The organism is Citrobacter sp. CK198, from assembly GCF_030333295.1.
Classification (GTDB): Bacteria; Pseudomonadota; Gammaproteobacteria; order Enterobacterales; family Enterobacteriaceae; genus Citrobacter_B; species Citrobacter_B koseri.
The window spans coordinates 114564-131568 of the sequence record NZ_JAOWGE010000035.1 but is presented as its reverse complement, the minus strand read 5'-3'; the positions used below and the strand labels follow the sequence as shown (position 1 = coordinate 131568).

Genomic DNA, 17005 nt, shown 5'->3' with positions numbered 1-17005 from the left:
CGACGCATGAAAGCAGCGGCAAAGACGCTCAAACCAAAACGCCAGGAAGAACAAGCCAACTTTGTCAGTTGGCGTTTTGCGTTGCTGTGCGGCTGCATTCTGCTGGCGCTGGGGTTCCTGCTGGGGCGCGTGGCCTGGCTGCAAATTATTGCGCCTGATATGTTAGTGCGTCAGGGCGACATGCGCTCTCTGCGTGTACAGGAAGTCTCCACCTCTCGCGGCATGATCACCGACCGCTCTGGTCGCCCACTGGCGGTGAGCGTGCCGGTAAAAGCCATCTGGGCGGACCCGAAAGAGCTGCATGATGCAGGCGGGATCACGCTGGACAACCGCTGGAAAGCGCTGGCGGACGCGCTGAAAATGCCGCTCGACCAACTGGCGGCTCGCGTTAATGCGAACCCGAAAGGCCGCTTTATCTATCTGGCGCGTCAGGTTAACCCGGATCTCGGCGACTACATCAAAAAACTGAAGCTGCCAGGCATTCATTTGCGCGAAGAGTCCCGCCGTTACTATCCTTCCGGGGAAGTGACCGCTCACCTTATCGGTTTTACCAACGTTGACAGCCAGGGGATCGAAGGGGTCGAGAAGAGCTTTGATAAATGGCTGACCGGCCAGCCTGGCGAACGTATTGTACGTAAAGACCGCTATGGCCGGGTTATTGAAGATATTTCTTCTACCGACAGCCAGGCCGCGCACAATCTGGCGCTGAGCATTGATGAGCGCCTGCAAGCGTTGGTCTATCGCGAACTGAACAACGCCGTGGCCTTCAACAAAGCGGAGTCAGGCAGCGCCGTGCTGGTGGATGTTAATACTGGCGAAGTGCTGGCAATGGCGAACAGCCCGTCCTACAACCCGAATAATCTGACCGGTACGCCGAAAGACGCTATGCGTAACCGCACCATCACGGACGTGTTTGAACCCGGTTCAACCGTCAAACCGATGGTGGTGATGACCGCGTTACAGCGCGGGGTCGTGCGTGAAAACACCGTGCTGAACACGGTGCCATATCGAATTAATGGTCACGAAATCAAAGACGTGGCGCGTTACAGCGAATTGACCCTGACCGGGGTTTTACAGAAGTCGAGTAACGTCGGCGTTTCTAAGCTGGCGTTAGCGATGCCGTCCTCAGCGTTAGTAGATACTTACTCACGTTTTGGGCTAGGAAAGGCGACCAATTTGGGGTTGGTCGGAGAACGCAGTGGCTTATATCCTCAAAAACAACGGTGGTCTGACATAGAGAGGGCCACCTTCTCTTTCGGCTATGGGCTAATGGTAACCCCGTTACAGTTAGCGCGAGTCTACGCAACGATTGGCAGCTACGGCGTTTATCGTCCGCTGTCGATTACCAAAGTTGATCCTCCTGTACCGGGCGAGCGCGTCTTCCCGGAAGCGACCGTTCGTACCGTCGTCCACATGATGGAAAGCGTGGCGCTGCCGGGCGGCGGCGGCGTGAAGGCGGCGATCAAAGGTTATCGCATCGCCATTAAAACCGGTACGGCGAAAAAAGTGGGGCCGGATGGCCGCTACATCAACAAATACATTGCTTATACCGCAGGCGTTGCGCCTGCGAGTCAGCCGCGCTTCGCGCTGGTGGTTGTTATCAACGATCCGCAGGCGGGTAAATACTACGGCGGCGCCGTTTCCGCGCCGGTATTCGGTGCCATTATGGGCGGCGTACTGCGCACCATGAACATCGAACCGGATGCGCTGGCAACGGGCGAAAAAAGTGAATTTGTAATTAACCAAGGCGAGGGAACAGGTGGCAGATCGTAATTTGCGCGACCTTCTCGCTCCGTGGGTGCCTGGCGCACCGGAGCGAGCACTGCGGGAGATGACACTCGACAGCCGTGTGGCTGCATCGGGCGATCTCTTTGTGGCAGTGGTGGGTCATCAGGCGGACGGGCGTCGATATATCCCGCAGGCGATAGCGCAAGGTGTGGCTGCCATTATTGCAGAGGCCAAAGATGAGGCGACCGACGGGGAAATCCGTGAAATGCACGGTGTGCCGGTTATCTATCTGAGCCAGCTCAACGAGCGTTTATCTGCACTGGCGGGCCGCTTCTACCACGAGCCATCTGAACATATGCGTCTGGTCGGCGTGACCGGAACGAACGGAAAAACCACCACTACGCAACTGCTGGCGCAGTGGAGCCAACTGCTTGGCGAAACCAGCGCGGTAATGGGAACGGTGGGTAATGGCCTGTTGGGCAAAGTGATCCCGACGGAGAACACAACCGGTTCCGCCGTTGACGTACAGCATGTGCTGGCCGGTCTGGTTGAGCAGGGCGCAACATTTGGCGCAATGGAAGTCTCTTCTCACGGCCTGGTGCAGCACCGGGTCGCCGCGCTGAAATTTGCCGCCTCTGTTTTCACGAATTTAAGCCGCGATCACCTTGATTATCACGGTGACATGGAACATTACGAAGCGGCGAAATGGATGCTCTATTCAACGCACCATTACGGCGAGGCTATTATCAATGCCGATGATGAAGTCGGACGCCGATGGCTGGTGAGGTTGCCGGATGCCGTTGCGGTCTCGATGGAGGATCATATCAACCCGAACTGCCACGGACGTTGGCTGAAAGCGGTTGAGGTGAAGTACCACGATAGCGGCGCGACGATCCGTTTCGACTCCAGTTGGGGCGAAGGCGAGATTGAAAGCCGTCTGATGGGCGCGTTTAACGTCAGCAACCTGCTGCTGGCGCTGGCAACGTTGCTGGCGCTTGGCTACCCCCTGGCGGATCTGCTGAAAACCGCCCCTCGACTGCAACCGGTTTGCGGGCGGATGGAGGTGTTCAGCGCGCCGGGCAAAACTACGGTGGTGGTCGATTACGCCCACACACCGGATGCGCTGGAAAAAGCGTTGCAGGCTGCGCGGTTGCACTGTACTGGTCAACTGTGGTGCGTCTTTGGCTGCGGCGGCGATCGCGATAAAGGTAAACGTCCGCTGATGGGGGCGATTGCCGAAGAGTTCGCGGACGTGGTGGTAGTGACGGACGATAACCCACGCACCGAAGAGCCGCGCGCGATCATTAACGACATTCTGGCGGGTATGCTGGATGCCGGGCACGCGAAAGTGATGGAAGGCCGCGCGGAGGCGGTGACCTGCGCCATTATGCAGGCGAAAGAAAACGACGTGGTTCTGGTCGCGGGTAAAGGGCATGAGGATTACCAGATTGTCGGTACTCAGCGCCTTGATTACTCCGACCGCGTAACGGCTGCACGTCTGCTGGGGGTGATCGCATGATTAGCGTAACGCTCAGCCAACTGGCCGGTATTCTGCACGGCGAATTACAGGGCGCCGACCTGACGATTGACGCGGTCACGACTGATACGCGTAAGGTGACGCCGGGCTGCCTGTTTGTGGCGCTGAAAGGCGAGCGTTTCGACGCCCATGATTTTGCGGATAACGCGAAAGAGGGCGGCGCCGGTGCGCTGCTGGTGAGTCGCCCGCTGGATTGCGATCTGCCGCAGCTGATCGTCAAAGATACGCGGCTGGCCTTCGGCGAACTGGCCGCATGGGTTCGGGCGCAGGTTCCCGCTCGCGTCGTGGCGTTAACCGGCTCCTCCGGCAAAACATCCGTTAAAGAGATGACCGCCGCCATTCTGAGTCAGTGTGGCAACACCTTATACACCGCGGGCAACCTGAATAACGATATCGGCGTACCGATGACGTTGCTGCGGTTAAACAACGATTATGACTATGCCGTCATTGAGTTAGGCGCCAATCACCAGGGCGAAATTGCCTGGACCGTCGGCCTGACGCGTCCTGAAGCGGCACTGGTTAATAATCTGGCGGCAGCGCACCTGGAAGGATTCGGTTCGCTGGCGGGCGTGGCGAAAGCGAAAGGCGAAATCTATACCGGCTTGCCGGTGAATGGGATCGCCATTATGAACGCCGATAACAACGACTGGCTGAACTGGCAGGGCATTATTGGCGATCGCAAAGTGTGGCGTTTTTCACCGAATGCCGCCAACAGCGATTTTACCGCGACCAATATCCATGTGACCTCGCACGGTACGGAATTCACGATGCAAACGCCGACGGGCGACATTGACGTCCTGCTGCCGCTGCCTGGTCGTCACAATATTGCGAACGCGCTGGCGGCGGCTGCGCTGTCGATGGCGGTAGGGGCTACCCTTGACGCCATTAAAACCGGTCTGGCGAACCTGAAAGCCGTGCCGGGGCGCCTGTTCCCCATCCAGTTGAATGACAACCAGCTGTTACTTGATGACTCCTATAACGCCAACGTCGGTTCGATGACCGCCGCTGTGCAGGTGCTGTCTGAAATGCCGGGCTACCGGGTGCTGGTGGTCGGCGATATGGCGGAGCTGGGCGCGGAAAGCGAAGCATGCCATGTTCAGGTCGGTGAAGCGGCAAAAGCGGCGGGTATCGACAGCGTGCTGAGTACAGGAAAACTGAGTCTGGCGATCGGCAATGCCAGCGGCGTTGGCGAACATTTTGCGGATAAATCGGCTCTGGTCGCGCGTCTTAACACGCTGATTGCGGAGCATCAGATTATTACTATTTTAGTGAAGGGTTCACGTAGTGCCGCCATGGAAGAGGTAGTACGCGCATTACAGGAGAATGGAACATGTTAGTTTGGCTGGCCGAACATTTGGTCAAATATTATTCCGGCTTTAACGTCTTTTCCTATCTGACGTTTCGCGCCATCGTCAGCCTGCTGACCGCGCTGTTCATCTCCTTGTGGATGGGCCCGCGTATGATTGCCCGCTTACAAAAATTGTCTTTTGGCCAGGTCGTGCGTAATGACGGCCCGGAATCGCACTTTAGCAAGCGCGGTACGCCGACAATGGGCGGCATTATGATTCTGACGGCGATTGTGGTCTCCGTCCTGCTGTGGGCTTACCCGTCTAACCCGTACGTCTGGTGCGTGCTGGTGGTGCTGGTGGGCTACGGCATTATTGGTTTTGTCGATGATTACCGCAAAGTGGTGCGTAAAGACACCAAAGGGCTGATCGCTCGCTGGAAATATTTCTGGATGTCGGTGATTGCGCTGGGCGTGGCGTTCGCGCTGTATCTGGCAGGGAAAGACACGCCGGCCACCGAACTGGTGGTGCCGTTCTTTAAAGACGTGATGCCGCAACTGGGTCTGTTCTACGTGCTGCTGGCGTACTTCGTGATCGTCGGAACGGGCAACGCGGTTAACCTGACCGATGGCCTGGACGGCCTGGCGATTATGCCGACCGTATTCGTCGCCGCCGGTTTTGCGCTGGTGGCGTGGGCAACCGGCAACATGAACTTCGCCAACTACCTGCATATTCCGTACTTACGTCATGCCGGTGAACTGGTGATTGTCTGTACGGCGATTGTCGGCGCGGGCTTGGGTTTCCTGTGGTTTAACACCTATCCGGCGCAGGTCTTTATGGGAGACGTCGGGTCGCTGGCGCTGGGCGGCGCGCTGGGCATCATCGCGGTGCTGCTGCGTCAGGAGTTTTTGCTGGTGATTATGGGCGGCGTGTTTGTCGTGGAAACCCTGTCAGTCATTTTGCAGGTCGGTTCCTTTAAATTGCGCGGGCAGCGCATCTTCCGCATGGCGCCGATTCACCATCACTATGAACTGAAAGGCTGGCCGGAACCGCGCGTTATCGTGCGCTTCTGGATTATTTCGCTGATGCTGGTCCTGATTGGCCTGGCAACGCTGAAGGTACGTTAATCATGGCTGATTACCAGGGTAAAAAAGTCGTCATTATTGGTCTGGGATTGACCGGACTTTCCTGCGTGGACTTTTTCCTGGCGCGCGGCGTAACGCCGCGCGTAATGGATACCCGTGCGACGCCGCCGGGTCTGGACAAATTACCGGAAGCGGTAGAGCGTCACGTCGGCAGCCTGAATGATGACTGGCTACTGGCGGCGGATCTGATTGTCGCCAGCCCTGGTATTGCTCTGGCGCACCCTTCACTGAGCGCTGCCGCCGATGCGGGTATTGAGATTGTCGGCGATATCGAACTGTTCTGTCGCGAAGCGCAGGCGCCGATCGTGGCGATCACCGGATCGAACGGTAAAAGCACCGTGACCACGCTGGTAGGCGAGATGGCGAAAGCGGCGGGCGTGAACGTGGGCGTTGGCGGTAACATTGGTCTGCCTGCGTTGATGCTGCTGGACGCCGCTCGCGAGCTGTACGTACTGGAGCTTTCCAGCTTCCAGCTGGAAACGACATCCAGCCTACAGGCCGTTGCCGCAACCATCCTGAACGTTACCGAAGACCATATGGACCGATATCCGTTTGGTCTGCAACAGTATCGCGCGGCAAAACTGCGCGTGTATGAGAATGCGAAAGTTTGCGTGGTGAATGCCGATGACGCGCTGACCATGCCGGTACGCGGCGCGGATGCGCGTTGCGTCAGTTTTGGCGTCAACATGGGGGATTATCACCTCAATCGCCAGCAGGGCGAGACCTGGCTGCGGGTGAAGGGTGAAAAAGTGTTGAACGTGAAAGAGATGAAGCTTTCCGGCCAGCACAACTACACCAATGCGCTGGCGGCGCTGGCGCTGGCCGATGCAGCGGGTTTACCGCGCGCCAGCAGCCTGAAAGCGTTGACGACCTTTACCGGCCTGGCGCATCGCTTCCAGCTGGCGCTGGAGCATAACGGCGTGCGCTGGATTAACGATTCCAAAGCCACCAACGTAGGCAGCACGGAAGCGGCGCTGAATGGCCTGCACGTAGACGGTACGCTGCACCTGCTGCTCGGCGGCGATGGTAAATCGGCGGATTTCTCTTCGCTCACCCGTTACCTGGGCGGCGATCGCGTTCGCCTGTACTGCTTTGGTCGTGATGGCGCGCAGCTGGCGGCGCTGCGCCCGGAAATCGCAGAACAAACTGAGACGATGGAAGAGGCGATGCGTCTGCTGGCGCCGCGTTTGCAACCGGGCGATATGGTCCTGCTGTCTCCGGCCTGCGCCAGCCTCGATCAGTTTAAGAATTTTGAGCAACGGGGCGATGTCTTTACCCGTCTGGCGAAGGAGTTAGGTTGATGCGTTTATCTCTCCCTCGCCTGAGAATGCCGCGCCTGCCGGGATTTGGAATCCTGGTATGGGTCTTTACGGCGCTTAAAGGCTGGGTGATGGCGTCGCGCGATAAAGACGACGATAGCCTGATCATGTACGACCGCACGTTGCTCTGGCTGACATTTGGCCTGGCGGCGATCGGTTTCATCATGGTGACGTCGGCGTCAATGCCTGTCGGACAACGTCTGGCGAACGATCCTTTCCTGTTTGCCAAGCGTGACGCGCTGTACATACTCCTGGCGTTTTGCCTGGCGATGATCACGCTGCGTTTACCGATGGAGTTCTGGCAAAAGTACAGCACCACGATGCTGATCGCGTCGATCATCATGTTGTTGATCGTGCTGGTGGTGGGTAGCTCAGTTAACGGGGCATCGCGTTGGATTGCGCTGGGGCCGCTGCGTATTCAGCCTGCGGAATTTACCAAACTGTCGCTGTTCTGCTACCTCGCCAACTATCTGGTGCGCAAAGTTGATGAAGTGCGTAATAACCTGCGCGGCTTCTTAAAACCGATGGGCGTGATTCTGGTGCTGGCGATTTTGCTGCTGGCGCAGCCCGATCTCGGGACGGTGGTGGTGCTGTTCGTTACCACGCTGGCGATGCTGTTTCTCGCCGGGGCGAAGTTATGGCAGTTCATTGCCATCATCGGCATGGGGATATCGGCAGTGATCCTGCTGATCCTCGCCGAACCGTATCGTATTCGCCGTGTGACCTCTTTCTGGAACCCCTGGGAAGATCCGTTTGGCAGCGGCTACCAGCTGACGCAATCCCTGATGGCATTTGGCCGTGGTGAGATGTGGGGGCAGGGGCTGGGGAACTCGGTACAAAAACTGGAGTATCTGCCGGAAGCGCATACTGACTTCATCTTCGCCATTATTGGGGAAGAACTGGGTTATATCGGTGTGGTACTGGCGCTTTTAATGGTATTCTTCGTCGCTTTTCGCGCGATGTCGATTGGCCGTAAGGCGCTGGAGATTGATCACCGTTTTTCAGGATTCCTGGCCTGCTCGATTGGAATCTGGTTCAGCTTCCAGGCGCTGGTCAACGTCGGCGCGGCGGCAGGCATGCTGCCAACGAAGGGGCTGACGCTGCCGCTGATCAGTTATGGTGGTTCCAGTTTGCTGATCATGTCGACGGCCATCATGTTTTTGTTACGTATTGATTATGAAACGCGTCTGGAAAAAGCGCAGGCGTTTACACGAGGTTCACGATGAGTGGTCAACCGAAGCGGTTAATGGTGATGGCGGGCGGTACTGGCGGACATGTGTTCCCGGGACTGGCCGTCGCGCACCATTTAATGGACCAGGGCTGGCAAGTACGCTGGCTCGGAACCGCCGATCGTATGGAAGCGGATTTAGTGCCGAAGCATGGCATTGAGATTGATTTTATTCGTATTTCCGGTTTGCGCGGAAAAGGCGTGAAAGCGCTGCTGGCGGCACCGCTGCGTATTTTTAACGCCTGGCGCCAGGCGCGGGTGATCATGAAGCGGTTTAAGCCTGATGTGGTGCTCGGCATGGGCGGCTATGTCTCTGGCCCCGGCGGTCTGGCGGCGTGGTCGCTGGGTATTCCGGTTGTGCTGCATGAGCAAAACGGCATTGCAGGGTTGACCAATAAGTGGCTGGCGAAAATCGCCACGACGGTGATGCAGGCTTTTCCCGGCGCGTTTCCGAAAGCGGACGTGGTCGGAAACCCGGTACGTACTGACGTACTGGCGCTCCCCTTGCCGCAAGAACGCCTGGCCGGACGTGAAGGGCCGATTCGCGTGCTGGTGGTGGGCGGCTCTCAGGGGGCCCGGGTATTGAACCAGACGCTGCCGCAAGTTGCGGCAAAACTGGGCGATACGGTCACTATCTGGCATCAAAGCGGTAAAGGCGCGCAGCAGACCGTAGAGCAGGCTTATGCCGGGGCGGGGCAACCGCAGCATAAGGTGACGGAATTTATTGATGACATGGCCGCAGCCTATGCGTGGGCGGATGTTGTCGTTTGCCGCTCTGGCGCGTTAACGGTGAGTGAAATCGCCGCCGCCGGTTTGCCCGCGCTGTTTGTGCCGTTTCAGCATAAAGACCGGCAGCAGTACTGGAATGCCCTGCCGCTGGAGAAAGCGGGGGCCGCCAAAATTTTTGAGCAGCCGCAGTTTACTGTGGATGCCGTCGCCAGCACCCTGGCCGGGTGGTCGCGAGAAACGTTATTAACCATGGCAGAACGTGCCCGCGCTGCATCCATTCCAGATGCCACCGAGCGTGTTGCAAATGAAGTGAGCCGGGCTGCCCGGGCGTAATTGTGGCGGTGCCTTTTGCACCGCATGAATTGAGAAGTGAATGGCGTAAAGAATGAATACACAACAACTGGCAAAACTGCGTTCCATCGTGCCCGAAATGCGTCGCGTTCGGCACATCCACTTTGTCGGCATCGGTGGTGCCGGTATGGGCGGTATTGCCGAAGTTCTGGCCAATGAAGGGTATCAGATCAGTGGTTCTGATTTAGCGCCGAATCCGGTTACGCAGCAACTGGCGAGCCTTGGCGCCACCATTTTCTTCAATCATCGCCCGGAAAACGTGCGCGATGCGAGCGTGGTGGTAGTTTCCAGCGCGATCTCTGCGGATAACCCGGAGATTGTCGCGGCGCATGAAGCGCGTATTCCGGTGATCCGCCGCGCGGAGATGCTGGCGGAGTTAATGCGTTTTCGTCACGGCATCGCTATTGCCGGGACGCACGGTAAAACAACGACCACCGCGATGGTCTCCAGCATTTACGCGGAAGCGGGGCTGGACCCGACCTTCGTCAACGGTGGGCTGGTGAAAGCGGCTGGCGTGCATGCGCGTTTAGGCCACAGCCGTTATCTGATTGCGGAAGCGGATGAGAGCGATGCGTCGTTCCTGCATCTGCAACCGATGGTGGCGATTGTCACCAATATTGAAGCCGACCATATGGATACTTACCAGGGCGACTTCGAAAATTTGAAGCAGACCTTTATTAATTTCCTGCACAATTTGCCGTTTTATGGTCGTGCAGTGATGTGTGTTGACGATCCGGTGATCCGCGAGCTGCTGCCGCGCGTGGGCCGTCAGACCACAACTTATGGTTTTAGCGACGACGCTGACGTGCGTGTGGAAGAGTACCAGCAGGTTGGGCCGCAGGGGCATTTTACGCTGCTGCGTCAGGATAAACCTGCAATGCAGGTGACACTGAATGCGCCGGGCCGCCACAATGCGCTGAACGCGGCTGCTGCCGTGGCGGTGGCGACCGAAGAGGGGATTGACGACGAGGCGATTCTGCGCGCGCTGGAAAGCTTCCAGGGCACCGGGCGTCGCTTCGATTTCCTCGGCGAATTCCCGCTTGAGCCGGTAAACGGTAAAGCAGGGACGGCGATGCTGGTCGATGATTACGGCCATCATCCAACGGAAGTTGACGCCACCATTAAGGCCGCGCGTGCAGGCTGGCCGGATAAAAATCTGGTGATGGTTTTCCAGCCGCACCGCTTCACGCGTACGCGCGATCTGTACGACGATTTCGCCAACGTGCTGACGCAGGTTGACGCGCTGTTAATGCTGGATGTTTACGCCGCAGGCGAAGCGCCAATTCCGGGAGCGGACAGCCGTTCGCTGTGCCGTACGATTCGCGGTCGCGGTAAAATTGACCCGATTCTGGTCTCCGATCCGGCGCAGGTTGCGCAAATGCTGGCGCCGGTATTAACCGGTAATGATTTGATTTTGGTGCAAGGCGCGGGAAATATCGGCAAAATTGCGCGCACCTTAGCTGAAATCAAACTGAAGCCGCAAGCCCAGGAGGAGGAGCAACATGGCTGATAAAATCGCGGTCCTGTTGGGTGGAACCTCCGCCGAACGTGATGTTTCGCTGAATTCCGGCGCGGCGGTGCTGGCCGGGTTACGCGAAGGCGGCGTGGATGCGCATCCGATCGATCCGAAAGAGGTTGATGTCACCCTGCTGAAATCAATGGGTTTTCAGAAGGTGTTTATTGCGTTGCATGGTCGCGGCGGCGAAGATGGCACGCTGCAAGGGATGCTGGATCTGATTGGCCTGCCCTATACCGGCAGCGGGGTGATGGCTTCAGCAATCTCAATGGATAAACTGCGCAGCAAATTGCTGTGGCAGGGCGCCGGATTACCGGTTGCGCCGTGGGTGGCATTGACGCGCGCTGAGTTTGAAAAAGGGCTTAGCGACGACGCGCTAACGCGAATTTCTGCGCTGGGTTTGCCGCTGATTGTGAAGCCGAGCCGTGAAGGTTCCAGCGTCGGCATGTCGAAAGTGGTAGAAGAAAATGCTTTGCAGGCAGCATTAGCATTGGCTTTTCAGCATGATGAAGAAGTACTGATTGAGAAATGGCTCAGTGGCCCGGAATTTACGGTTGCGATACTCGGTGAAGAAATTTTACCGTCAATTCGTATCCAACCCGCCGGAACCTTCTATGATTATGAGGCGAAGTATCTCTCTGATGAGACACAATATTTCTGCCCGGCAGGTCTGGAAGAGGAACAAGAGGCTATTTTGCAGACATTGGTCCTGAAAGCGTGGACCGCGTTGGGTTGCAAAGGATGGGGCCGCATCGACGTCATGCTGGACAGCGATGGCCAGTTTTATCTGCTGGAAGCGAATACCTCGCCGGGTATGACCAGCCACAGTCTGGTGCCGATGGCGGCGCGTCAGGCGGGCATGAGCTTCTCGCAGTTGGTGGTACGAATCCTGGAGTTGGCGGACTGATATGTCGCAGGCTGCGCTGAACACGCGAAACAGTGATGAAGAGGTGTCTTCTTCACGGCGCAATAATGGAACGCGTCTTGCAGGAATACTGTTCCTGCTGACGGTGCTCTGCACCGTGTTTGTCAGCGGCTGGGTTGTGTTGGGCTGGATGGAAGACGCGCAGCGTTTGCCGTTGTCGAAACTGGTGTTGACCGGCGAGCGGCATTACACGCGCAATGATGACATCCGCCAGTCGATTCTGGCGTTGGGCGCGCCGGGTACGTTTATGACTCAGGATGTGAACATTATCCAGAGCCAGATAGAGCGTTTACCGTGGATTAAACAGGCCAGCGTCAGAAAGCAATGGCCTGATGAATTGAAGATTCATCTGGTTGAATATGTGCCGATTGCGCGTTGGAATGATCAGCATATGGTTGATGCCGAAGGCAATACCTTCAGCGTACCGGCAGAGCGAACCAGTAAACAGGTATTACCCATGTTGTATGGCCCGGAAGGCAGCGCGAGTGAAGTGTTGCAGGGGTATCGCGATATGGGGCAGGTGCTGGCTAAGGACAGATTCACCCTGAAGGAAGCGGCAATGACCGCGCGTCGTTCCTGGCAGTTGACGCTGAATAACGATATTAAGCTCAACCTCGGCAGGGGCGATACGATGAAACGTTTGGCTCGCTTTGTAGAACTTTATCCGGTTTTACAGCAGCAGGCGCAAACCGATGGCAAACGGATAAGCTACGTTGATTTGCGTTATGACTCGGGGGCGGCAGTAGGGTGGGCACCCTTACCTCCAGAGGAATCTAATCAGCAACAGAATCAGGCACAGGCAGAACAACAATGATCAAGGCGACGGACAGAAAACTGGTAGTAGGACTGGAGATTGGCACCGCGAAGGTTGCCGCTTTAGTAGGGGAAGTTCTGCCCGACGGTATGGTCAATATCATTGGCGTGGGCAGTTGCCCGTCGCGAGGTATGGATAAAGGCGGGGTGAACGACCTCGAGTCAGTGGTGAAGTGCGTACAGCGCGCCATTGACCAGGCGGAGCTGATGGCGGATTGCCAGATCTCCTCGGTGTATCTGGCGCTTTCTGGCAAGCACATTAGCTGTCAGAATGAAATTGGTATGGTGCCGATCTCCGAAGAAGAAGTGACGCAGGAAGATGTGGAAAACGTCGTGCATACCGCGAAGTCGGTGCGCGTGCGTGATGAGCATCGTGTACTGCATGTCATTCCGCAGGAATATGCGATCGATTACCAGGAAGGCATTAAGAATCCGGTTGGCCTTTCCGGCGTGCGTATGCAGGCAAAGGTGCACTTGATCACATGCCACAACGACATGGCGAAAAACATCGTTAAAGCGGTGGAACGTTGTGGCCTGAAAGTTGACCAACTCATATTTGCCGGGTTAGCGGCCAGTTACTCCGTTTTAACGGAAGATGAACGTGAACTGGGCGTCTGCGTGGTTGATATCGGTGGTGGTACAATGGATATCGCCGTTTATACTGGCGGGGCGTTGCGCCATACCAAGGTAATCCCTTACGCAGGGAATGTCGTGACCAGCGATATCGCGTATGCCTTCGGTACGCCGCCGAGCGATGCTGAAGCCATCAAAGTGCGTCACGGCTGCGCGCTGGGCTCTATCGTCGGCAAAGACGAAAGCGTTGAAGTGCCGAGCGTGGGCGGTCGTCCGCCGCGTAGTCTGCAACGTCAGACGCTTGCGGAGGTGATTGAGCCGCGTTACACCGAGCTGCTCAACCTGGTCAACGAAGAGATTTTGCAATTACAGGAACAGCTTCGCCAGCAGGGTGTGAAACATCATCTGGCGGCGGGGATTGTATTAACCGGCGGCGCGGCGCAAATTGAAGGTCTTGCTGCCTGTGCTCAGCGCGTGTTCCATACGCAAGTGCGTATTGGCGCGCCGCTGAATATTACCGGACTGACGGATTATGCCCAGGAGCCGTACTACTCAACGGCGGTGGGGCTGCTTCACTACGGGAAAGAGTCCCACTTAAGTGGCGAAGCGGAAGTGGAAAAACGTGTTACGGCATCAGTTGGCTCGTGGATCAAGCGACTTAATAGCTGGCTGCGAAAAGAGTTTTAATTTTTATGAGACCGGCGACTATTAACGGTCTCAGGCGACAGGCACAAAACGGAGAGAAACTATGTTTGAACCTATGGAACTGACCAACGACGCGGTGATTAAAGTCATCGGCGTCGGTGGCGGCGGCGGTAATGCCGTTGAACACATGGTGCGCGAGCGCATCGAAGGTGTTGAATTCTTCGCGGTGAATACCGACGCTCAGGCGTTGCGTAAGACTGCGGTTGGGCAGACCATTCAGATTGGTAGCGGCATCACCAAAGGTCTGGGCGCGGGTGCAAACCCGGAAGTCGGTCGCAATGCGGCGGACGAAGATCGTGAAGCACTGCGTGCAGCGCTTGACGGCGCAGACATGGTGTTTATCGCAGCAGGCATGGGCGGCGGTACCGGTACCGGTGCAGCGCCAGTGGTTGCGGAAGTGGCAAAAGATTTAGGTATCCTGACCGTTGCCGTGGTGACGAAGCCTTTCAACTTCGAAGGCAAGAAGCGCATGGCATTCGCGGAGCAGGGTATTACTGAGCTGTCCAAACATGTGGACTCGCTGATCACCATCCCGAACGACAAGCTGCTGAAAGTGCTGGGACGCGGTATCTCCCTGCTGGATGCGTTTGGCGCGGCGAACGACGTGCTGAAAGGCGCGGTTCAGGGTATCGCTGAGCTGATTACCCGCCCGGGTCTGATGAACGTCGACTTTGCAGACGTGCGCACCGTGATGTCCGAAATGGGCTACGCGATGATGGGCTCCGGCGTGGCAAGCGGTGAAGACCGTGCGGAAGAAGCGGCAGAAATGGCGATCTCTTCTCCGCTGCTGGAAGATATCGATCTGTCTGGCGCGCGCGGCGTGCTGGTTAACATCACTGCGGGCTTCGACCTGCGTCTGGATGAGTTCGAAACCGTTGGTAACACCATCCGTGCTTTTGCGTCGGATAACGCGACCGTGGTTATCGGTACTTCTCTGGACCCGGATATGAACGACGAACTGCGCGTCACCGTTGTGGCAACCGGTATTGGTATGGACAAGCGTCCTGAAATCACCCTGGTGACCAACAAACAGGTACAGCAGCCGGTGATGGATCGTTACCAGCAGCACGGCATGGCGCCGCTGACGCAAGAGCAGAAGCCGGTCGCAAAAGTGGTGAACGACAATACGCCGCAAACGGCAAAAGAACCGGATTATCTGGATATCCCTGCGTTCCTGCGTAAGCAAGCCGATTAAGAATTGGCTGGAATTTGGGATTCACGGCTCTTTGTGCTAAACTGGCCCACCGAATGTATAGTACACTTCGGTTGGATAGGTAATTTGGCGAGATTATACGATGATCAAACAAAGGACACTTAAACGTATCGTTCAGGCGACAGGTGTCGGTTTACATACCGGCAAGAAAGTCACCCTGACCTTACGCCCTGCGCCGGCCAACACCGGGGTCATCTATCGTCGCACCGACTTGAATCCACCGGTAGATTTCCCGGCCGATGCCAAATCTGTGCGTGATACCATGCTCTGTACGTGTCTGGTCAACGAGCATGATGTACGGATTTCAACCGTAGAGCACCTTAACGCTGCTCTGGCGGGTCTGGGTATCGATAATATCGTTATCGAAGTCGATGCGCCGGAAATCCCGATCATGGATGGCAGTGCTGCTCCGTTTGTCTACCTGCTGCTTGATGCGGGTATTGATGAGCTGAACTGTGCTAAAAAATTTGTACGCATCAAAGAGACGGTTCGCGTCGAAGATGGCGACAAGTGGGCTGAATTTAAGCCGTACAATGGTTTTACGTTGGATTTCACCATCGACTTTAACCATCCGGCGATTGATTCCAGCAGCCAGCGCTATGCGATGAACTTCTCTGCGGATGCATTCATGCGCCAGATCAGCCGTGCGCGTACCTTCGGTTTCATGCGTGATATCGAATATTTGCAGTCCCGTGGCCTGTGCCTGGGCGGCAGCTTCGATTGTGCCATCGTTGTTGACGATTATCGCGTACTGAACGAAGACGGCCTGCGTTTTGAAGACGAATTCGTTCGTCACAAAATGCTTGACGCGATCGGTGACTTGTTTATGTGTGGTCACAACATTATTGGTGCGTTTACCGCGTATAAGTCCGGTCACGCATTGAATAACAAACTGTTGCAGGCTGTCCTGGCGAAACAGGAAGCCTGGGAATATGTGACCTTCCAGGACGACGCAGAACTGCCGTTGGCTTTCAAAGCGCCTTCGACTGTACTGGCATAATAGCTATACACAAAATCATTCAAGTTGCATCAAGACGGCAACTGAGCGAATTCCCAGGAACGTACGACCAGTACGTGACTGGGGTGAGAGAAGGCAGCCAACAAAGAGGCAGCTTGAAGGATGAAGTGTATACCTGTCGCATAAATTCGACTGGTTAATCTGGCACCCTCTCCGGCCAGGTAAGCCAGTCGTTTTTTTATCTCTTCCGTACGGCGTTTGCCTTCGCCTTTTTCTCTGCCGCTGAACCGAAATACAGTGCGTTCGCTGCTTTCTTAAGCATTTTTATCCTCAGCGCCATGTCATTACTGCTGTAGAGCGTACGCTTTAATGGTAAGATTTGTGCGCAAAAAACGTTTTGAATTCGTAAGCCCACATGCCGGGCATATCAGGGTGGCAATGACGTGAGTGGAATACTGACGCGCTGGCGACAGTTAGGTAGACGGTACTTCTGGCCGCATCTCTTATTGGGGATGGTCGCGGCTAGCTTTGGTCTGCCCGCTCTCAGTAACGCAGCCGAGCCTAATACGCCGGCGAAAGCGACCGCCAGTAACCACGATCAATCCGTTAAGGTTAACTTCAGCCAGCTCGCGCTGCTGGAGGCGAGTAACCGCCGCCCGAATTTTACCGTCGACTACTGGCATCAGCATGCGATTCGCACGGTTATCCGTCATCTCTCTTTTGCCATGGCGCCGCAAACGCTGCCGGTTGTTGAAGAGCCTTCGCCACTTCAGGCGCACCATATTGCGTTACTGAACACGCTCAGCGCGATGCTGACGCAGGAAGGCACACCGCCAACGATTGTACGTCGCGTCGCCCGTGCGCACTTTACGCCTCAGGCCTCATTTAGCGTTCCCGCCTGGATAAGTCAGGCGCAGGGAATCCGCGCTGGCCCTCAACGCCTCAGCTAAAAACAAAAAACCTTCAACTAATTATAGAG

The 17005-nt window shown here is 56.4% G+C and carries 14 protein-coding genes; all 14 read left to right on the top strand.

All coding sequences use genetic code 11. The features are described from left to right. Positions 1-6 precede the first annotated feature (6 nt). Positions 7-1773, top strand: a complete 1767-nt coding sequence (gene ftsI, locus OGY62_RS18545) for a peptidoglycan glycosyltransferase FtsI (RefSeq protein WP_012134078.1) — start codon at positions 7-9, stop codon at positions 1771-1773. Then, the gene (murE, locus tag OGY62_RS18540) at positions 1760-3247 is read left to right on the top strand and encodes a UDP-N-acetylmuramoyl-L-alanyl-D-glutamate--2,6-diaminopimelate ligase (RefSeq protein WP_104867773.1); all 1488 of its coding nucleotides are present in this window, start codon (positions 1760-1762) and stop codon (positions 3245-3247) included. Before ftsI ends, murE begins: the two co-directional genes overlap by 14 nt. Next, positions 3244-4602: a UDP-N-acetylmuramoyl-tripeptide--D-alanyl-D-alanine ligase gene (murF, locus tag OGY62_RS18535; protein WP_286460391.1), complete on the top strand. Its 1359-nt coding sequence runs from the start codon at positions 3244-3246 to the stop codon at positions 4600-4602. Before murE ends, murF begins: the two co-directional genes overlap by 4 nt. Further along, the gene (gene mraY, locus OGY62_RS18530) at positions 4596-5678 is read left to right on the top strand and encodes a phospho-N-acetylmuramoyl-pentapeptide-transferase (protein WP_012134075.1); all 1083 of its coding nucleotides are present in this window, start codon (positions 4596-4598) and stop codon (positions 5676-5678) included. Before murF ends, mraY begins: the two co-directional genes overlap by 7 nt. A gap of 2 nt (positions 5679-5680) precedes the next feature. Beyond that, on the top strand, positions 5681-6997 hold the full coding sequence (murD, locus tag OGY62_RS18525) for a UDP-N-acetylmuramoyl-L-alanine--D-glutamate ligase (protein ID WP_012134074.1): 1317 nt from the start codon (positions 5681-5683) through the stop codon (positions 6995-6997). After that, a complete protein-coding gene (gene ftsW / locus OGY62_RS18520) occupies positions 6997-8241 on the top strand; it encodes a cell division protein FtsW (protein ID WP_024130710.1) in 1245 nt (414 codons plus the stop codon). The genes murD and ftsW overlap by 1 nt, the downstream gene beginning before the upstream one ends. Continuing rightward, positions 8238-9305, top strand: coding sequence for an undecaprenyldiphospho-muramoylpentapeptide beta-N-acetylglucosaminyltransferase (gene murG / locus OGY62_RS18515; protein ID WP_286460390.1), 1068 nt, complete (start codon positions 8238-8240; stop codon positions 9303-9305). Before ftsW ends, murG begins: the two co-directional genes overlap by 4 nt. Before the next feature lie 52 nt (positions 9306-9357). Continuing rightward, positions 9358-10833: a UDP-N-acetylmuramate--L-alanine ligase gene (gene murC / locus OGY62_RS18510; RefSeq protein WP_071257563.1), complete on the top strand. Its 1476-nt coding sequence runs from the start codon at positions 9358-9360 to the stop codon at positions 10831-10833. Next, positions 10826-11746 (top strand): D-alanine--D-alanine ligase, encoded by a 921-nt coding sequence (locus tag OGY62_RS18505; protein ID WP_012134070.1) that lies wholly within the window; start codon positions 10826-10828, stop codon positions 11744-11746. Before murC ends, OGY62_RS18505 begins: the two co-directional genes overlap by 8 nt. A 1-nt stretch (position 11747) precedes the next feature. Beyond that, a complete protein-coding gene (gene ftsQ / locus OGY62_RS18500) occupies positions 11748-12578 on the top strand; it encodes a cell division protein FtsQ (RefSeq protein WP_012134069.1) in 831 nt (276 codons plus the stop codon). After that, positions 12575-13837, top strand: a complete 1263-nt coding sequence (gene ftsA / locus OGY62_RS18495; protein WP_003018755.1) for a cell division protein FtsA — start codon at positions 12575-12577, stop codon at positions 13835-13837. Before ftsQ ends, ftsA begins: the two co-directional genes overlap by 4 nt. Positions 13838-13898: 61 nt before the next feature. Beyond that, on the top strand, positions 13899-15050 hold the full coding sequence (gene ftsZ / locus OGY62_RS18490) for a cell division protein FtsZ (RefSeq protein WP_004857884.1): 1152 nt from the start codon (positions 13899-13901) through the stop codon (positions 15048-15050). Positions 15051-15150: 100 nt separating this feature from the next. Further along, positions 15151-16068 (top strand): UDP-3-O-acyl-N-acetylglucosamine deacetylase, encoded by a 918-nt coding sequence (gene lpxC, locus OGY62_RS18485; RefSeq protein WP_012134068.1) that lies wholly within the window; start codon positions 15151-15153, stop codon positions 16066-16068. Between the two features lie 401 nt (positions 16069-16469). Next, the gene (gene secM / locus OGY62_RS18480) at positions 16470-16976 is read left to right on the top strand and encodes a secA translation cis-regulator SecM (protein ID WP_286460389.1); all 507 of its coding nucleotides are present in this window, start codon (positions 16470-16472) and stop codon (positions 16974-16976) included. The last annotated feature ends 29 nt before the right edge of the window (positions 16977-17005 follow it).

What these genes read in the sequence shown, in the direction of transcription:
- murD (WP_012134074.1), top strand. Translation starts at nt 5,681, where the DNA reads ATGGCTGATTACCAGGGTAAAAAAGTCGTCATTATTGGTCTGGGATTG.
- murC (WP_071257563.1), top strand. Translation starts at nt 9,358, where the DNA reads ATGAATACACAACAACTGGCAAAACTGCGTTCCATCGTGCCCGAAATG.
- ftsQ (WP_012134069.1), top strand. Translation starts at nt 11,748, where the DNA reads ATGTCGCAGGCTGCGCTGAACACGCGAAACAGTGATGAAGAGGTGTCT.
- murG (WP_286460390.1), top strand. Translation starts at nt 8,238, where the DNA reads ATGAGTGGTCAACCGAAGCGGTTAATGGTGATGGCGGGCGGTACTGGC.
- ftsZ (WP_004857884.1), top strand. Translation starts at nt 13,899, where the DNA reads ATGTTTGAACCTATGGAACTGACCAACGACGCGGTGATTAAAGTCATC.
- ftsA (WP_003018755.1), top strand. Translation starts at nt 12,575, where the DNA reads ATGATCAAGGCGACGGACAGAAAACTGGTAGTAGGACTGGAGATTGGC.
- murF (WP_286460391.1), top strand. Translation starts at nt 3,244, where the DNA reads ATGATTAGCGTAACGCTCAGCCAACTGGCCGGTATTCTGCACGGCGAA.
- ftsI (WP_012134078.1), top strand. Translation starts at nt 7, where the DNA reads ATGAAAGCAGCGGCAAAGACGCTCAAACCAAAACGCCAGGAAGAACAA.
- OGY62_RS18505 (WP_012134070.1), top strand. Translation starts at nt 10,826, where the DNA reads ATGGCTGATAAAATCGCGGTCCTGTTGGGTGGAACCTCCGCCGAACGT.
- mraY (WP_012134075.1), top strand. Translation starts at nt 4,596, where the DNA reads ATGTTAGTTTGGCTGGCCGAACATTTGGTCAAATATTATTCCGGCTTT.
- lpxC (WP_012134068.1), top strand. Translation starts at nt 15,151, where the DNA reads ATGATCAAACAAAGGACACTTAAACGTATCGTTCAGGCGACAGGTGTC.
- ftsW (WP_024130710.1), top strand. Translation starts at nt 6,997, where the DNA reads ATGCGTTTATCTCTCCCTCGCCTGAGAATGCCGCGCCTGCCGGGATTT.